This is a genomic window from Pseudomonas sp. SWRI179 (genome assembly GCF_014268705.1).
Classification (GTDB): domain Bacteria; phylum Pseudomonadota; class Gammaproteobacteria; order Pseudomonadales; family Pseudomonadaceae; genus Aquipseudomonas; species Aquipseudomonas zanjanensis.
Genome location: NZ_JABWRA010000030.1, coordinates 25,289 through 38,290 on the forward strand (window position 1 = coordinate 25,289; position 13,002 = coordinate 38,290).

Genomic DNA, 13,002 nt, shown 5'->3' on the forward strand with positions numbered 1-13,002 from the left:
CTCGCGAATGCGGTGTATCAGTCGACATCTAGGTGTCTGGTACACCGCATTCGCGAGCAAGTCGGATCGCCGCACCGCCGCTCCCACATTTGGTATCTGTCACATTGATTCTTGGGGTCAGCCCAGCAATTCGCGCAATACCTGGGTAAACGCCCGGGCGCTTTCTTCTTCGCCGGCATGACGCCCCTCACGCACCACCCACTGTCCGCCGACCATCACATCGCGCACCTGGCGATCGCCGCCGGCGAACAGCCAGCGATTGAGGATCCCGTCGCCCTGGGCCGTGGCCAGGTATGGGTCGTGGCCATCGAGCACCAGCCAGTCGGCGCGCTTGCCGATTTCGAGAGCGCCGATCGGCTGCCCCAGGGCCTGGGCGCCGCCTTCCAATGCGGCGTCAAACAAGGTGCGGCCAACCATCGGCTGATCTGCCTGATACAAGCGATTGCGCCGTTGATCCCGCAGGCGCTGGCCATATTCCAGCCAGCGCAATTCTTCGACCACGCTCAATGACACATGGCTGTCGGAGCCAATACCGAGGCGTCCGCCCTGGGCGAGGAAATCCACGGCCGGGAAAATCCCGTCCCCCAGGTTGGCTTCGGTGGTCAGGCACAGACCGGCAATCGCCCGGCTCTTGGCCATGAGGCTGACTTCCTGTGCGTTGGCGTGGGTGGCGTGGACCAGGCACCAGCGCTGATCGACCTCGGTGTTGTCATACAGCCATTGCAGCGGACGCGCGCCGCTCCAGCCCAGGCAGTCGTCGACTTCCTTTTGCTGCTCGGCGATGTGGATGTGCACCGGGCAATCACGGTCGCTGGCAGCCAGCACGTCCTGGATCTGCCCGGGTGTCACGGCGCGCAGCGAGTGGAAGCACAGGCCCAGCGCCTGGGACGCTTGCCCGGCCAGGATCGGCTGCAAGCGCGACTGAAGTTTCAAGTAGTTTTCGGTGTTGTTGATGAAGCGGCGCTGCCCGTCGTTGGGGGCCTGGCCGCCAAAGCCGGAATGGCTGTAGAGCACCGGCAGCAGCGTCAGGCCAATGCCGGCGGCGCTGGCGGCGTGGCTGATACGCAGGGCCAGCTCCGCCGGGTCGGCGTAGGGCGCGCCGTCGGTGTCATGGTGGACATAGTGGAATTCGGCGACCGAGGTGTAGCCGGCCTTGAGCATTTCGATGTACAGCTGGCGGGCGATGACGCCGAGTTGGTCGGGGCTGATTTTTCCGACGAGGCGGTACATCAAGTCGCGCCAGGTCCAGAAACTGTCGTTGGGATTGCCCGCCACTTCCGCCAGCCCGGCCATCGCCCGTTGGAAGGCGTGGGAGTGCAGGTTCGGCATGCCCGGCAATAGCGGACCGCCCAGCCGTTCGGCGCCATCTGCGTGGGAGCCGGCCTGGATATGGGTCAGGACGCCTGCGGCATCCACCTCAAGACGTACATCATTGGCCCATCCACTAGGCAGCAGCGCGCGTTCGGCAAAGAAGGCGGACATGGTTCAACCTCATCGTGCGTAATTTGTATATACATATACAGACGTTTGCCTGGCCGGTAAACTCCGGCAAGCTAGCAACCTTATTCGCAGAACAGGGAACCGCCGTGCCGACTCCGCCTGCCAAACCGCCGCTGGCCGCAAACATGGGTGACAGTCCGGCGCCCTTGTACGCCCGCGTTAAACAAATGATTACCCAGCAGATCGACAGTGGAAACTGGCCGCCGCATTACCGTGTGCCGTCGGAAAGCGAACTGGTCAGCCAGCTGGGTTTCAGCCGCATGACCATCAACCGTGCCCTGCGAGAAATGACCGCCGACGGCCTGTTGGTGCGCATGCAGGGCGTCGGCACCTTCGTGGCCGAGCCCAAGAGCCAGTCCGCGTTGTTCGAAGTGCATAACATCGCGGATGAAATCGCCTCCCGTGGTCATCGTCACAGCTGCAAGGTCATCACCCTGGAAGAAGAGGCGGCCGGTTCCGAGCGGGCCCTGGCCCTGGACATGCGTGAAGGCCAGAAGGTGTTCCATTCACTGATCGTGCATTTCGAGAACGACATCCCCGTGCAAATCGAGGACCGTTTCGTCAACGCACTGGTGGCACCTGAGTACCTCAAGCAGGACTTCACCGTGCAAACCCCCTACGCCTACCTGAACCAGGTTGCACCGCTGACCGAAGGCGAGCACGTAGTGGAGGCGATCCTGGCCGAGCCGAGTGAGTGCAAGCTGTTGCAGATCGAAAGGGGTGAGCCGTGCTTGTTGATTCGCCGCCGCACTTGGTCTGGACGCCAGCCGGTCACCGCCGCACGCCTGATCCATCCGGGCTCCCGTCACAGTCTGGAAGGGCGTTTTCATAAATGAGCCAGTTGAAAGTGCTACGTGCCGCGGATTACCCGCGCATGCCTTGGAAGAACGGTGGCGGCAGCACCGAGGAAATCACTCGCGATGCCGGTACCGGCCTGGAGGGTTTCGGCTGGAGACTGTCGATTGCCGATATCGGTGAGTCGGGTGGTTTTTCCACCTTCGCCGGCTACGAGCGGGTCATCAGTGTCCTGCAGGGGGACGGCATGACGTTGAACGTCGACGGCCAGGCCACGCGTCCTCTGCATCCGCTGGACCCTTTTGCGTTCAGCGGCGAGAGCCATGTGCATTGCATGCTGCTGGGCGGACCGATTCGTGACTTCAACCTGATCTACGCACCGAAGCGTTACCGCGCGCGATTGCAATGGTTGGGCGGGCAGCAGCGGTTTTTCAGCGAGGCGGCAACAGTGCTGGTGTTTAGTGCCGCGCCGACGCTGAGGGTCAAGATGGATGAGGCTGTCGAGGCGCTGGGGCTTTATGACTGCCTGCAACTGAGCGGCAATACCGGGCTGCTGGAAATCACCACCCACGGCCAATGCTGCGTGATCGAGCTGACCGCCCACTAAGAAGTCCTGCGACAGAGCTTTTGTGGCGAGGGAGCTTGCTCCCGCTGGGGCGCGCAGCGGCCCTGTTTTTTGGGTCTGCTTCGCAGCCCAGCGGGAGCAAGCTCCCTCGCCACAAAAGCTCACATCATTGTTCCCTCCATGCGCACCAACTTGTTACCGAACGCCCCAGCGTGGCGCGATACCACGCTTCTATGCCCTTCCGACTTCCCCCTCAGATACCCTCCTGAATAATTTCATGCAGCTCGGCAGCCCTTCAATCACAGGGCTTTCAACCCTATCCCCACTCTTTCTTGAACACCCCGCCAACAAGTTGGCCGCTTGATTGCATATGCTTGTACATACAAGTAAAGACGTATGCGTATGAGTCACCGATATTCAACGCAACGTTCGTAGAAATCGCTGCCCACTGCCCGGGCTGGTCTGGATTGATCGCTGAGGAGTTTTTGCTGTGACCGACGCTACCCGCAAACCCGAAAAATACCGTGACGTTGAAATTCGCGCCCCTCGCGGTAACACGCTGACCGCCAAGAGCTGGCTGACCGAAGCGCCGCTGCGCATGCTGATGAACAACCTCGACCCGGAAGTGGCGGAAAACCCCAAGGAGTTGGTGGTCTACGGTGGCATCGGCCGCGCGGCGCGCAATTGGGAGTGCTACGACAAGATCGTCGAAAGCCTCACCCACCTGAACGACGACGAAACCCTGCTGGTGCAATCCGGCAAGCCGGTGGGTGTGTTCAAGACCCACAGCAACGCGCCTCGCGTCCTGATTGCCAACTCCAACCTGGTGCCGCACTGGGCCAGTTGGGAGCACTTCAACGAACTCGACGCCAAGGGCCTGGCCATGTACGGCCAGATGACCGCCGGCAGCTGGATCTACATCGGCAGCCAGGGCATCGTCCAAGGCACGTATGAAACCTTCGTCGAGGCTGGTCGCCAGCACTACGATTCCAACCTCAAGGGCCGTTGGGTGCTGACCGCCGGCCTGGGCGGCATGGGCGGCGCGCAACCACTGGCCGCGACCCTGGCCGGTGCGTGCTCGCTGAACATCGAGTGCCAGCAGGTGAGTATCGATTTCCGCCTGAAAACCCGCTACGTCGACGAGCAGGCCAAAGACCTCGACGACGCCCTGGCGCGCATCGAGAAATACACCGCCGAAGGCAAGGCGATTTCCATTGCGCTGTGTGGGAACGCGGCTGAAATCCTGCCGGAAATGGTCCGTCGGGGTGTGCGCCCGGACATGGTCACCGACCAGACCAGCGCCCACGACCCCCTCAACGGCTATCTGCCGGCCGGCTGGACTTGGGACGAATACCGTGCCCGCGCCAAGACCGAGCCCGCCGCCGTGGTGAAGGCCGCCAAACAATCGATGGCCGTCCACGTCAAAGCCATGTTGGCCTTTCAGAAAATGGGTGTGCCGACTTTCGACTACGGCAACAACATCCGCCAGATGGCCCAGGAAGAGGGCGTCGAAAATGCCTTCGACTTCCCTGGTTTCGTCCCGGCCTACATCCGTCCGCTGTTCTGCCGTGGCATCGGCCCGTTCCGCTGGGCGGCGCTATCGGGTGACCCGCAGGACATCTACAAGACCGACGCCAAGGTCAAGGAACTGATCCCCGACGACGCCCACCTGCACAACTGGCTGGACATGGCCCGCGAGCGCATCAGCTTCCAGGGCTTGCCGGCACGTATCTGCTGGGTTGGCCTGGGCCAGCGCGCCAAGTTGGGCCTGGCGTTCAACGAGATGGTGCGCAGCGGTGAGTTGTCGGCGCCGATCGTCATCGGCCGCGACCACCTCGACTCTGGCTCCGTGGCCAGCCCGAACCGTGAAACCGAATCCATGCAGGACGGCTCCGACGCCGTTTCCGACTGGCCGCTGCTCAATGCCCTGCTCAACACCGCCAGCGGCGCGACGTGGGTATCGCTGCACCACGGTGGCGGCGTCGGCATGGGCTTCTCCCAGCATTCGGGCATGGTGATCGTCTGCGACGGCACCGACGAAGCGGCCGAGCGGATTGCCCGCGTGCTGCACAACGACCCGGGTACCGGGGTGATGCGCCATGCCGATGCCGGTTACCAGATCGCCATTGATTGCGCGAAGGAGCAGGGGCTGAACCTGCCGATGATTACTGGCAAATAACGCAGCCCCCATGTGGGAGCGGGCTTGCTCGCGAAGGCGGTTTTTCATCCGAGGCATGTGTTGAATGACACACCGCTTTCGCGAGCAAGCCCGCTCCCACAAATAAAAGCATTGCCCGAACCAGAACAATCCACAGAGGTTGAACCATGGCTGTCACCAGCTCACGCGCAAGCAGCAAGCCGTTGATCGAGAAACGTTCGATCGACTACATCCCGGAAGCGGAGCGACACGGTCGGCTGTTGAGCCAGTTCACCCTCTGGATGGGGGCCAACCTGCAAATCACTGCAATCGTCACCGGTGCATTGGCGGTGGTGCTGGGCGGTGATGTGTTCTGGTCGTTGATCGGTTTGCTGATCGGCCAAGTGCTCGGCGGTAGCGTCATGGCGTTGCATGCCGCCCAGGGGCCAAAGCTGGGCCTGCCGCAGATGATCTCCAGCCGGGTGCAGTTTGGTGTGTATGGCGCGGCCATCCCGATCGTGCTGGTGTGCCTGATGTACCTGGGTTTCACCGCAACGGGCACGGTGCTTTCCGGCCAGGCGCTGGGCCAGTTGTTCGGCGTCAGCGACAGTGTCGGCATCCTCATTTTCGCCAGTGTCATCGTGTTGGTCACGGTGCTCGGGTATCGGGTGATTCACTTCATTGGCCGTGTCGCCAGCGTGATTGGTGTGATTGCCTTTGTTTACCTGTTCGCTCGCCTGATCAGCCAGACCGACGTGGGCGCACTCCTGCAAATCCGCCATTTCAGCTGGAGCAGTTTCCTGCTGGCGGTGTCGCTCGCGGCCTCCTGGCAGATCGCCTTCGGCCCCTACGTGGCGGACTATTCGCGTTACCTGCCGAGCAAGACCTCTTCGGTGAAAACCTTTTTTGCCGCAGGTGCCGGTTCAGTCATCGGCGCACAAGTGGCGATGATCCTCGGCGTGTTTGCCGCCGCCTCGGCCAACGGGCAGTTCGCCGGTCACGAAGTGGCCTACATCGTTGGCCTGGGCGGTACCGGTGCCACGGCTGCGTTGCTGTACTTCAGCATCGCGTTCGGCAAGGTCACCATCTCCACGCTGAACTCCTACGGCAGCTTCATGTGCATCGCGACCATCATCAGCGGGTTCCGGGGACACCTGAACGTAACGCGTGTGCAGCGTCTGGTGTTCGTGCTGTTCATTGTCGGCGCCGCGACCTTGATCGCGCTGCTCGGCCAGCACTCGTTCCTCGGTGCGTTCAAGTCTTTCATCTTGTTCTTGCTGGCGTTCTTCACACCGTGGAGCGCGATCAACCTGGTGGACTACTACTGCATCACGCGCGAGCGTTATGACGTGCCGGCATTGAACGATCCGAAGGGTCGCTACGGTCGCTGGAACGCTCTTGGCATCAGCGTCTACGTCTTTGGTGTATTGGTTCAGTTGCCGTTCATTGCCACCAAGTTCTATACCGGTCCGTTGGTGAAAGCCATGGGCGGTGTGGACATCTCCTGGATCATCGGCCTGGTGGTCCCGGCGGCGCTGTATTACGTCGTCGCCAGGAAGTGGCACAGCGCAGTACCCGATCAATTGATCCTGCCGGTCGAGCAGGACGCGGTTGACGCACAACCGAGCAGGGCGGGCCGCATCCAAGCGGTCTGATGGGACGTTGACAGGGCTGGATGCCTCTTGACTGCCGTAAGCCAATCCAACTGATTAGGAGCGTCACATAATGAAGTCGAACAAGACCCTGCTGACCACATTGCTTTCCATGGGCCTGCTGGCCAGCGCCGGCGCCACGCAAGCGGCCGGTTGGTGCGAGTCGGGTAAACCGGTGAAATTCGCCGGCCTGAACTGGGAAAGCGGCATGCTGCTGACCGACGTCCTGCAAGTGGTGCTGGAAAAAGGCTACGACTGCAAGACCGACAGCCTGCCCGGCAACTCCATCACCATGGAAAACGCCCTGAGCAGCAACGACATCCAGGTATTTGCCGAAGAGTGGGTCGGCCGCAGTGAAGTCTGGAACAAGGCCGAGAAGGCCGGCAAGGTGGTCGGCGTCGGTGCCCCGGTGGTGGGCGCCATCGAAGGCTGGTATGTGCCGCGCTACGTGATCGAAGGCGATGCCAAGCGCAAGCTCGAAGCCAAGGCCCCGGGCCTGAAAAACATCGCCGACCTGGGCCAGTACGCCGCCGTGTTCAAGGACCAGGAAGAACCGTCCAAGGGCCGCTTCTACAACTGCCCGGCCGGCTGGACCTGCGAGCTGGACAACAGCGAAATGCTGAAGAGCTACGGCCTGGAAAAAACCTACACCAACTTCCGTCCAGGCACCGGCCCGGCCCTGGATGCGGCGGTGCTGTCGAGCTACAAGCGTGGCGAGCCGATCCTGTTCTACTACTGGTCGCCAACGCCGCTGATGGGCCAGGTGGACTTGGTCAAACTCGAAGAAAAACCCGGCGTGGATAAAAGCGTGAGCATCAAGGTCGGCCTGTCCAAGACCTTCCACGACGAAGCCCCGGAATTGGTGGCGGTGCTGGAAAAGGTCAACCTTCCGATCGATATCCTGAACCAGAACCTCGGGCGCATGGCCAAAGAGCGGATCGAGTCGCCGAAACTGGCGAAGATCTTCCTGAAGGAACATCCTGAAGTCTGGCACGCCTGGGTCAGTGAAGACGCTGCCAAGAAAATCGACGCGGCTCTGTAGGTCGAATCTTTCCCGGCCAACCGTGGGGCTGGCCGGGACATTCACCGCATCCACCTGATCGAGAGTCTCTTATGTTTCCCGAAAGCTTTACCTTCTCCATCGCCGACTGGGTCAACGGTTGGGTCGATTCCCTGGTGACCAATTATGGCGATGTGTTCCGGCACATCTCCGACACCCTGCTGTGGGCCATCGTCAACCTCGAAGGCCTGCTGCGCATGGCGCCGTGGTGGTTGATGCTGGCCATCGTCGGCGGCGTTGCCTGGCACGCCACCCGCAAGGTCGTCGCTACGGCGGTGATCGTCGGCCTATTGTTCCTGGTGGGTGCGGTGGGCCTGTGGGACAAATTGATGCAGACCCTCGCCCTGATGCTGGTGGCGACGCTGATCTCGGTGATGATCGGCATTCCCCTGGGCATTCTCTCGGCGCGCAGCAATCGCCTGCGTTCGGTGCTGATGCCGTTGCTGGACATCATGCAGACCATGCCGAGCTTCGTGTACCTGATTCCGGTATTGATGCTGTTCGGCCTGGGCAAGGTCCCGGCGATCTTCGCCACGGTAATCTACGCCGCGCCGCCGTTGATTCGCCTGACCGACCTGGGCATCCGCCAGGTGGACGGCGAAGTGATGGAGGCGATCAACGCCTTCGGCGCCAACCGCTGGCAGCAGCTGTTCGGCGTGCAACTGCCCTTGGCCCTGCCGAGCATCATGGCCGGGATCAACCAGACCACCATGATGGCCCTGTCGATGGTCGTCATCGCCTCGATGATCGGCGCCCGTGGCTTGGGTGAAGACGTGTTGGTGGGCATCCAGACCCTCAACGTCGGGCGTGGCCTGGAAGCGGGCCTGGCCATTGTGATTCTCGCCGTGGTCATCGACCGCATTACCCAGGCCTATGGTCGTCCTCGGCATGAGGTGAGCAAATGAGCAACGCAGCCATCAGCAAGATCGAAGTCAAGAACGTCTTCAAGATTTTCGGCAACCGCTCCAAGGAAGCCCTGGAGCTGATCCGCCAGAACAAGACCAAGGACCAGGTGCTGGCCGAAACCGGCTGCGTGGTCGGCGTGAATGACCTGTCGCTGAGCATCGGCACCGGTGAGATCTTCGTGATCATGGGCCTGTCCGGCTCCGGCAAATCCACGTTGGTGCGCCATTTCAACCGGCTGATCGATCCCACTAGCGGCGCGATCCTGGTGGACGGCGAAGACATCCTGCAACTGGACATGGACGCCTTGCGCGAATTTCGCCGGCACAAGATCAGCATGGTGTTCCAGAGCTTCGGCCTGTTGCCCCACAAGAGCGTGCTGGACAACGTCGCCTATGGCTTGAAAGTGCGCGGCGAGAGCAAGCAGGTGTGCGCCGAGCGGGCGCTGCACTGGATCAACACCGTGGGCCTGAAAGGCTACGAGAACAAATACCCGCACCAGCTCTCCGGCGGCATGCGCCAGCGCGTCGGTTTGGCCCGGGCCTTGGCGGCGGACACGGACATCATCCTGATGGACGAAGCCTTCAGTGCCCTCGACCCGCTGATCCGCGCGGAAATGCAGGACCAGTTGCTGGAACTGCAAAAGACCCTGCACAAGACCATCGTCTTCATCACCCACGACCTCGACGAGGCCGTGCGCATCGGCAATCGCATTGCGATTCTCAAGGACGGCAAGCTGATCCAGGTCGGCACGCCCCGGGAGATCCTGCACTCGCCGGCGGATGAGTATGTCGATCGATTCGTGCAGCGCAGGGCTGCGGTGGTTTGAGGGATTTGTGGTGGCTGGCGCGCTTTTGTGGCGAGGGAGCTTGCTCCCGCTCGGGCGCGTAGCGGCCGCTTCTTTTGGGCCTGCTGCGCAGTCCAGCGGGAGCAAGCTCCCTCGCCACAGAGGCTGTGCCTTTAGCCAGATGTGCTGCTGAAAAGAATTTTCCATGAGGTTTGAGATGTCCCAGGCTGAAAAAATCATCATCACCGGCGCCCCGTTGCGCTGGCAGGACGTGGTCGCCGTCGCCCGCTTCGGCGCTGTGCTCGAGCTGTCGACCCAGACCTGGGCACGGATCGACAATGCCCAGGCCATCGTCCAGCGCATCGTCGCCAGCGGCGAGCGTGCCTATGGCGTCAACACCGGCCTGGGCGCCTTGTGCAATGTCTCGCTCAAGGATGAACAACTCAGCCAACTGTCGCGCAACACCCTGCTCAGCCATGCCTGTGGCGTCGGCCCGGCGCTCTGCGACGAGCAGACCCGGGCGATTCTCTGCGCGGCCATCCACAACTACAGCCAGGGCAAGTCCGGCCTCCATCGCCGCGTGGTCGAGGCGCTGCTGGCCCTGCTCAATCGCGGCATCACCCCGCAAGTGCCGTCCCAGGGTTCGGTGGGTTACCTGACCCACATGGCCCACATCGGCATTGCGTTGCTGGGCGTTGGCCAGGTCAGCTATCGCGGGCAAATCGTCCCGGCGCAACAGGCCCTGGCCGCCGAAGGTTTGCAACCGGTGCAACTGGGGGCCAAGGACGGTTTGTGCCTGGTCAACGGCACGCCGTGCATGACCGGTCTCAGTTGCCTGGCCCTGGCCGATGCCACGCGGCTGGTGCAATGGGCCGACGTGATCGGCGCCATGAGTTTCGAGGCCCAGCGCGGCCAGATCGCCGCGTTCGACGCCGACGTCATCGCCCTCAAGCCACACCCGGGCATGCAGAAGGTCGGCGTCAACTTGCGGGCACTGCTCGACGGCAGCGAAGTCATCGCCGGTAGCCTGGGTATTCGCACCCAGGACGCCTTGAGTATCCGTTCGATTCCCCAGGTACACGGCGCGGCTCGCGACCAATTGGCCCATGCCCGGCAACAGATCGAAACCGAACTCAACTCGGTGACCGATAACCCGCTGTTGCTGGGGAGACCGGAGAACTTCCGGGTCATGTCCCAGGCCAATCCCCACGGCCAATCGGTGGCGTTGGCGGCAGACCTGCTGGCGATTGCCATGGCAGAGATCGGCTCCATCGCCGAGCGCCGCCTCGACCGTCTGATCAACCCGCACGTCAGCGGGCTGCCAGCCTTCCTGGTGGCCAACCCCGGCGTGAACTCGGGGATGATGATCGTGCAATACGTCGCCGCATCGCTGTGCGCGGAAAACAAGCAATTGGCGCAACCGGCGGTGCTGGACAATTTCGTCACCTCCGGGTTGCAGGAAGACCATTTGAGCATGGGCACCAACGCGGCCCTGAAACTGCACCGGGCGCTGGAAAACTGCACGCAGATCCTCGCCATCGAATACCTGCTGGCGGCCCAGGCCTTTGAGTTTCTCAAGGCCCAGCGCTTCGGCACCGGCACCGATATCGCCTGGAAGCTGCTGCGCGAGCGCGTCCCGGCTTACGACCAGGACCGCTGGCTGGCGCCGGACATCGCCAGCGCCGCCGGACTGCTCAAAGACCCGAATCTGCTGCACAACGTATTACCGAATTTGAACTGATCAAAAAAGCGCCAGCGTGCCAAGGCACCTCTTGCCCACAAGGCATCGCCCAAAAAGCGAAGGTGACGGATAACGGAACATTCCGGAGCGACTGGCGGGTGAAAAACAAAACTCTCAAAAGGAGCAATACATGACTGCCTTAAACCTGATTCCCGGCCAATTGAGCCTGGCTCAATTGCGTGACATCTATCAGCACCCGGTCACCCTGAGCCTGGACGCCAGCGCGTCGGCGCAGATCGAGGCCAGTGTTGCGTGCGTGGAACAGATCCTCGCCGAGAACCGTACCGCCTACGGCATCAACACCGGTTTTGGCCTGTTGGCCTCGACCCGCATTGCCAGCGAAGACCTGGAGAACCTGCAGCGCTCCCTGGTGCTGTCCCATGCCGCTGGCGTGGGCGAGCCGATCAGCGATGCGCTGGTGCGCTTAGTCATGGTGCTCAAGGTCAACAGCCTGAGCCGGGGTTTTTCCGGCATCCGTCGGCAGGTGATCGATGCGCTGATTGCGCTGATCAATGCCGAGGTCTACCCGCACATCCCGCTCAAGGGTTCGGTCGGTGCGTCCGGTGACTTGGCGCCGCTGGCCCATATGTCCTTGGTGCTGCTGGGCGAAGGCAAGGCCCGCTACAAGGGCGAATGGCTGCCGGCCGTCGACGCCCTGAAAGTGGCGGGCCTCGCGCCGCTGACCCTGGCCGCCAAGGAAGGCCTGGCGCTGCTCAACGGCACCCAGGTCTCCACCGCGTTTGCCCTGCGTGGCCTGTTCGAAGGCGAAGACCTGTTCGCCGGTGCCCTGGCCTTGGGCAGCCTCACGGTGGAAGCGGTGCTCGGTTCGCGTTCGCCATTCGATGCACGCATCCATGCCGCCCGCGGCCAGAAAGGCCAGATCGATGCCGCCGCGGCCTACCGCGACCTGCTGGGCGAGCGCAGCGAAGTCTCCGATTCGCACCAGAACTGCGACAAGGTCCAGGACCCGTACTCCCTGCGCTGCCAGCCGCAAGTGATGGGCGCCTGCCTGACCCAGTTCCGCCAGGCTGCCGAAGTGCTGGTGATCGAGGCCAACGCGGTGTCGGACAACCCGCTGGTGTTCGCCGCCGAGGGTGACGTGATTTCCGGTGGCAACTTCCACGCCGAACCGGTGGCGATGGCCGCCGACAACATGGCCCTGGCGATTGCCGAAATCGGCTCCCTGAGCGAGCGGCGCATTTCGCTGATGATGGACAAGCACATGTCGCAACTGCCGCCGTTCCTGGTGGCCAATGGCGGGGTGAACTCCGGCTTCATGATTGCCCAAGTGACTGCGGCCGCCCTGGCCAGTGAAAACAAGGCGCTGTCCCATCCCCATTCGGTGGACAGCCTGCCGACCTCGGCCAACCAGGAAGACCACGTCTCCATGGCCCCGGCTGCGGGCAAGCGCTTGTGGGAGATGGCCGAGAACACCCGTGGGATTTTGGCGGTGGAATGGCTGGCGGCGTGCCAGGGGCTGGACCTGCGCGGTGGTTTGAAGACCTCCGCCAAGCTGGAACAGGCCCGGGGTCTGTTGCGTGCAGAAGTGCCGTTCTATGAGAAGGACCGGTTCTTTGCGCCGGACATCAATGCAGCCAGCGAGCTGTTGGCGAGTCGGTGCCTGAACGAATTGGTTACGGCGCAGTTGTTGCCGAGCCTGTAAGGGCCTCATCGCGAGCAGGCACACATGATGTTGATCCGACTCGATACCTGTGGGAGCGGGCTTGCTCGCGAAAGCGCAGGGTCAGCTTGCATCAATGTCGAATGTACCGCCGTCTTCGCGAGCAAGCCCGCTCCCACAGGTTCTGTGCAGTCCTTGTGGGAGCGAGCCTGCTCGCGATTGATTTTGATAATTCGAGGAA

10 protein-coding genes are annotated in these 13,002 nt (G+C 62.3%); 9 read left to right on the plus strand and 1 reads right to left on the minus strand.

Annotated elements, in window-relative coordinates; genetic code table 11:
- Nucleotides 1-117: 117 nt before the first annotated feature.
- Nucleotides 118-1,482, minus strand: a complete 1,365-nt coding sequence (locus HU767_RS17570) for a formimidoylglutamate deiminase (protein ID WP_186730102.1) — start codon at nt 1,480-1,482, stop codon at nt 118-120.
- A 143-nt stretch (nt 1,483-1,625) separates the two neighbouring features.
- On the opposite strand from HU767_RS17570, the gene hutC reads away from it, so the two are divergent.
- From hutC to hutH (HU767_RS17615), 9 genes are all read left to right on the plus strand, one after another.
- Nucleotides 1,626-2,336 (plus strand): histidine utilization repressor, encoded by a 711-nt coding sequence (gene hutC / locus HU767_RS17575; RefSeq protein WP_014336125.1) that lies wholly within the window; start codon nt 1,626-1,628, stop codon nt 2,334-2,336.
- Nucleotides 2,333-2,902, plus strand: a complete 570-nt coding sequence (locus HU767_RS17580) for a HutD family protein (protein ID WP_186706121.1) — start codon at nt 2,333-2,335, stop codon at nt 2,900-2,902. Before hutC ends, HU767_RS17580 begins: the two co-directional genes overlap by 4 nt.
- A 448-nt stretch (nt 2,903-3,350) precedes the next feature.
- Nucleotides 3,351-5,039, plus strand: coding sequence for a urocanate hydratase (gene hutU, locus HU767_RS17585; protein ID WP_186706120.1), 1,689 nt, complete (start codon nt 3,351-3,353; stop codon nt 5,037-5,039).
- A 146-nt stretch (nt 5,040-5,185) separates the two neighbouring features.
- On the plus strand, nt 5,186-6,652 hold the full coding sequence (locus HU767_RS17590; protein WP_186730103.1) for a cytosine permease: 1,467 nt from the start codon (nt 5,186-5,188) through the stop codon (nt 6,650-6,652).
- A 70-nt stretch (nt 6,653-6,722) separates the two neighbouring features.
- Entirely contained in the window at nt 6,723-7,691 is a 969-nt protein-coding gene (locus HU767_RS17595) for an ABC transporter substrate-binding protein (protein ID WP_186706118.1), read from the plus strand.
- A gap of 71 nt (nt 7,692-7,762) precedes the next feature.
- Complete coding sequence (locus HU767_RS17600; RefSeq protein WP_181290757.1) at nt 7,763-8,614, plus strand: proline/glycine betaine ABC transporter permease; 852 nt, start codon at nt 7,763-7,765, stop codon at nt 8,612-8,614.
- Entirely contained in the window at nt 8,611-9,441 is an 831-nt protein-coding gene (locus HU767_RS17605; RefSeq protein WP_050586211.1) for a glycine betaine/L-proline ABC transporter ATP-binding protein, read from the plus strand. Before HU767_RS17600 ends, HU767_RS17605 begins: the two co-directional genes overlap by 4 nt.
- A 175-nt stretch (nt 9,442-9,616) precedes the next feature.
- Nucleotides 9,617-11,140, plus strand: a complete 1,524-nt coding sequence (hutH, locus tag HU767_RS17610; RefSeq protein ID WP_186730117.1) for a histidine ammonia-lyase — start codon at nt 9,617-9,619, stop codon at nt 11,138-11,140.
- A gap of 130 nt (nt 11,141-11,270) precedes the next feature.
- Nucleotides 11,271-12,803, plus strand: a complete 1,533-nt coding sequence (gene hutH, locus HU767_RS17615) for a histidine ammonia-lyase (RefSeq protein WP_186706117.1) — start codon at nt 11,271-11,273, stop codon at nt 12,801-12,803.
- Nucleotides 12,804-13,002 lie beyond the last annotated feature (199 nt).

Bases quoted from the DNA above. Each gene is read 5' to 3' on its own strand.
- HU767_RS17595 (WP_186706118.1), top strand. From the start codon at position 6,723: ATGAAGTCGAACAAGACCCTGCTGACCACATTGCTTTCCATGGGCCTG.
- hutC (WP_014336125.1), top strand. From the start codon at position 1,626: ATGGGTGACAGTCCGGCGCCCTTGTACGCCCGCGTTAAACAAATGATT.
- HU767_RS17570 (WP_186730102.1), bottom strand. From the start codon at position 1,482: ATGTCCGCCTTCTTTGCCGAACGCGCGCTGCTGCCTAGTGGATGGGCC.
- hutH (WP_186706117.1), top strand. From the start codon at position 11,271: ATGACTGCCTTAAACCTGATTCCCGGCCAATTGAGCCTGGCTCAATTG.
- HU767_RS17590 (WP_186730103.1), top strand. From the start codon at position 5,186: ATGGCTGTCACCAGCTCACGCGCAAGCAGCAAGCCGTTGATCGAGAAA.
- HU767_RS17580 (WP_186706121.1), top strand. From the start codon at position 2,333: ATGAGCCAGTTGAAAGTGCTACGTGCCGCGGATTACCCGCGCATGCCT.
- hutH (WP_186730117.1), top strand. From the start codon at position 9,617: ATGTCCCAGGCTGAAAAAATCATCATCACCGGCGCCCCGTTGCGCTGG.
- HU767_RS17605 (WP_050586211.1), top strand. From the start codon at position 8,611: ATGAGCAACGCAGCCATCAGCAAGATCGAAGTCAAGAACGTCTTCAAG.
- HU767_RS17600 (WP_181290757.1), top strand. From the start codon at position 7,763: ATGTTTCCCGAAAGCTTTACCTTCTCCATCGCCGACTGGGTCAACGGT.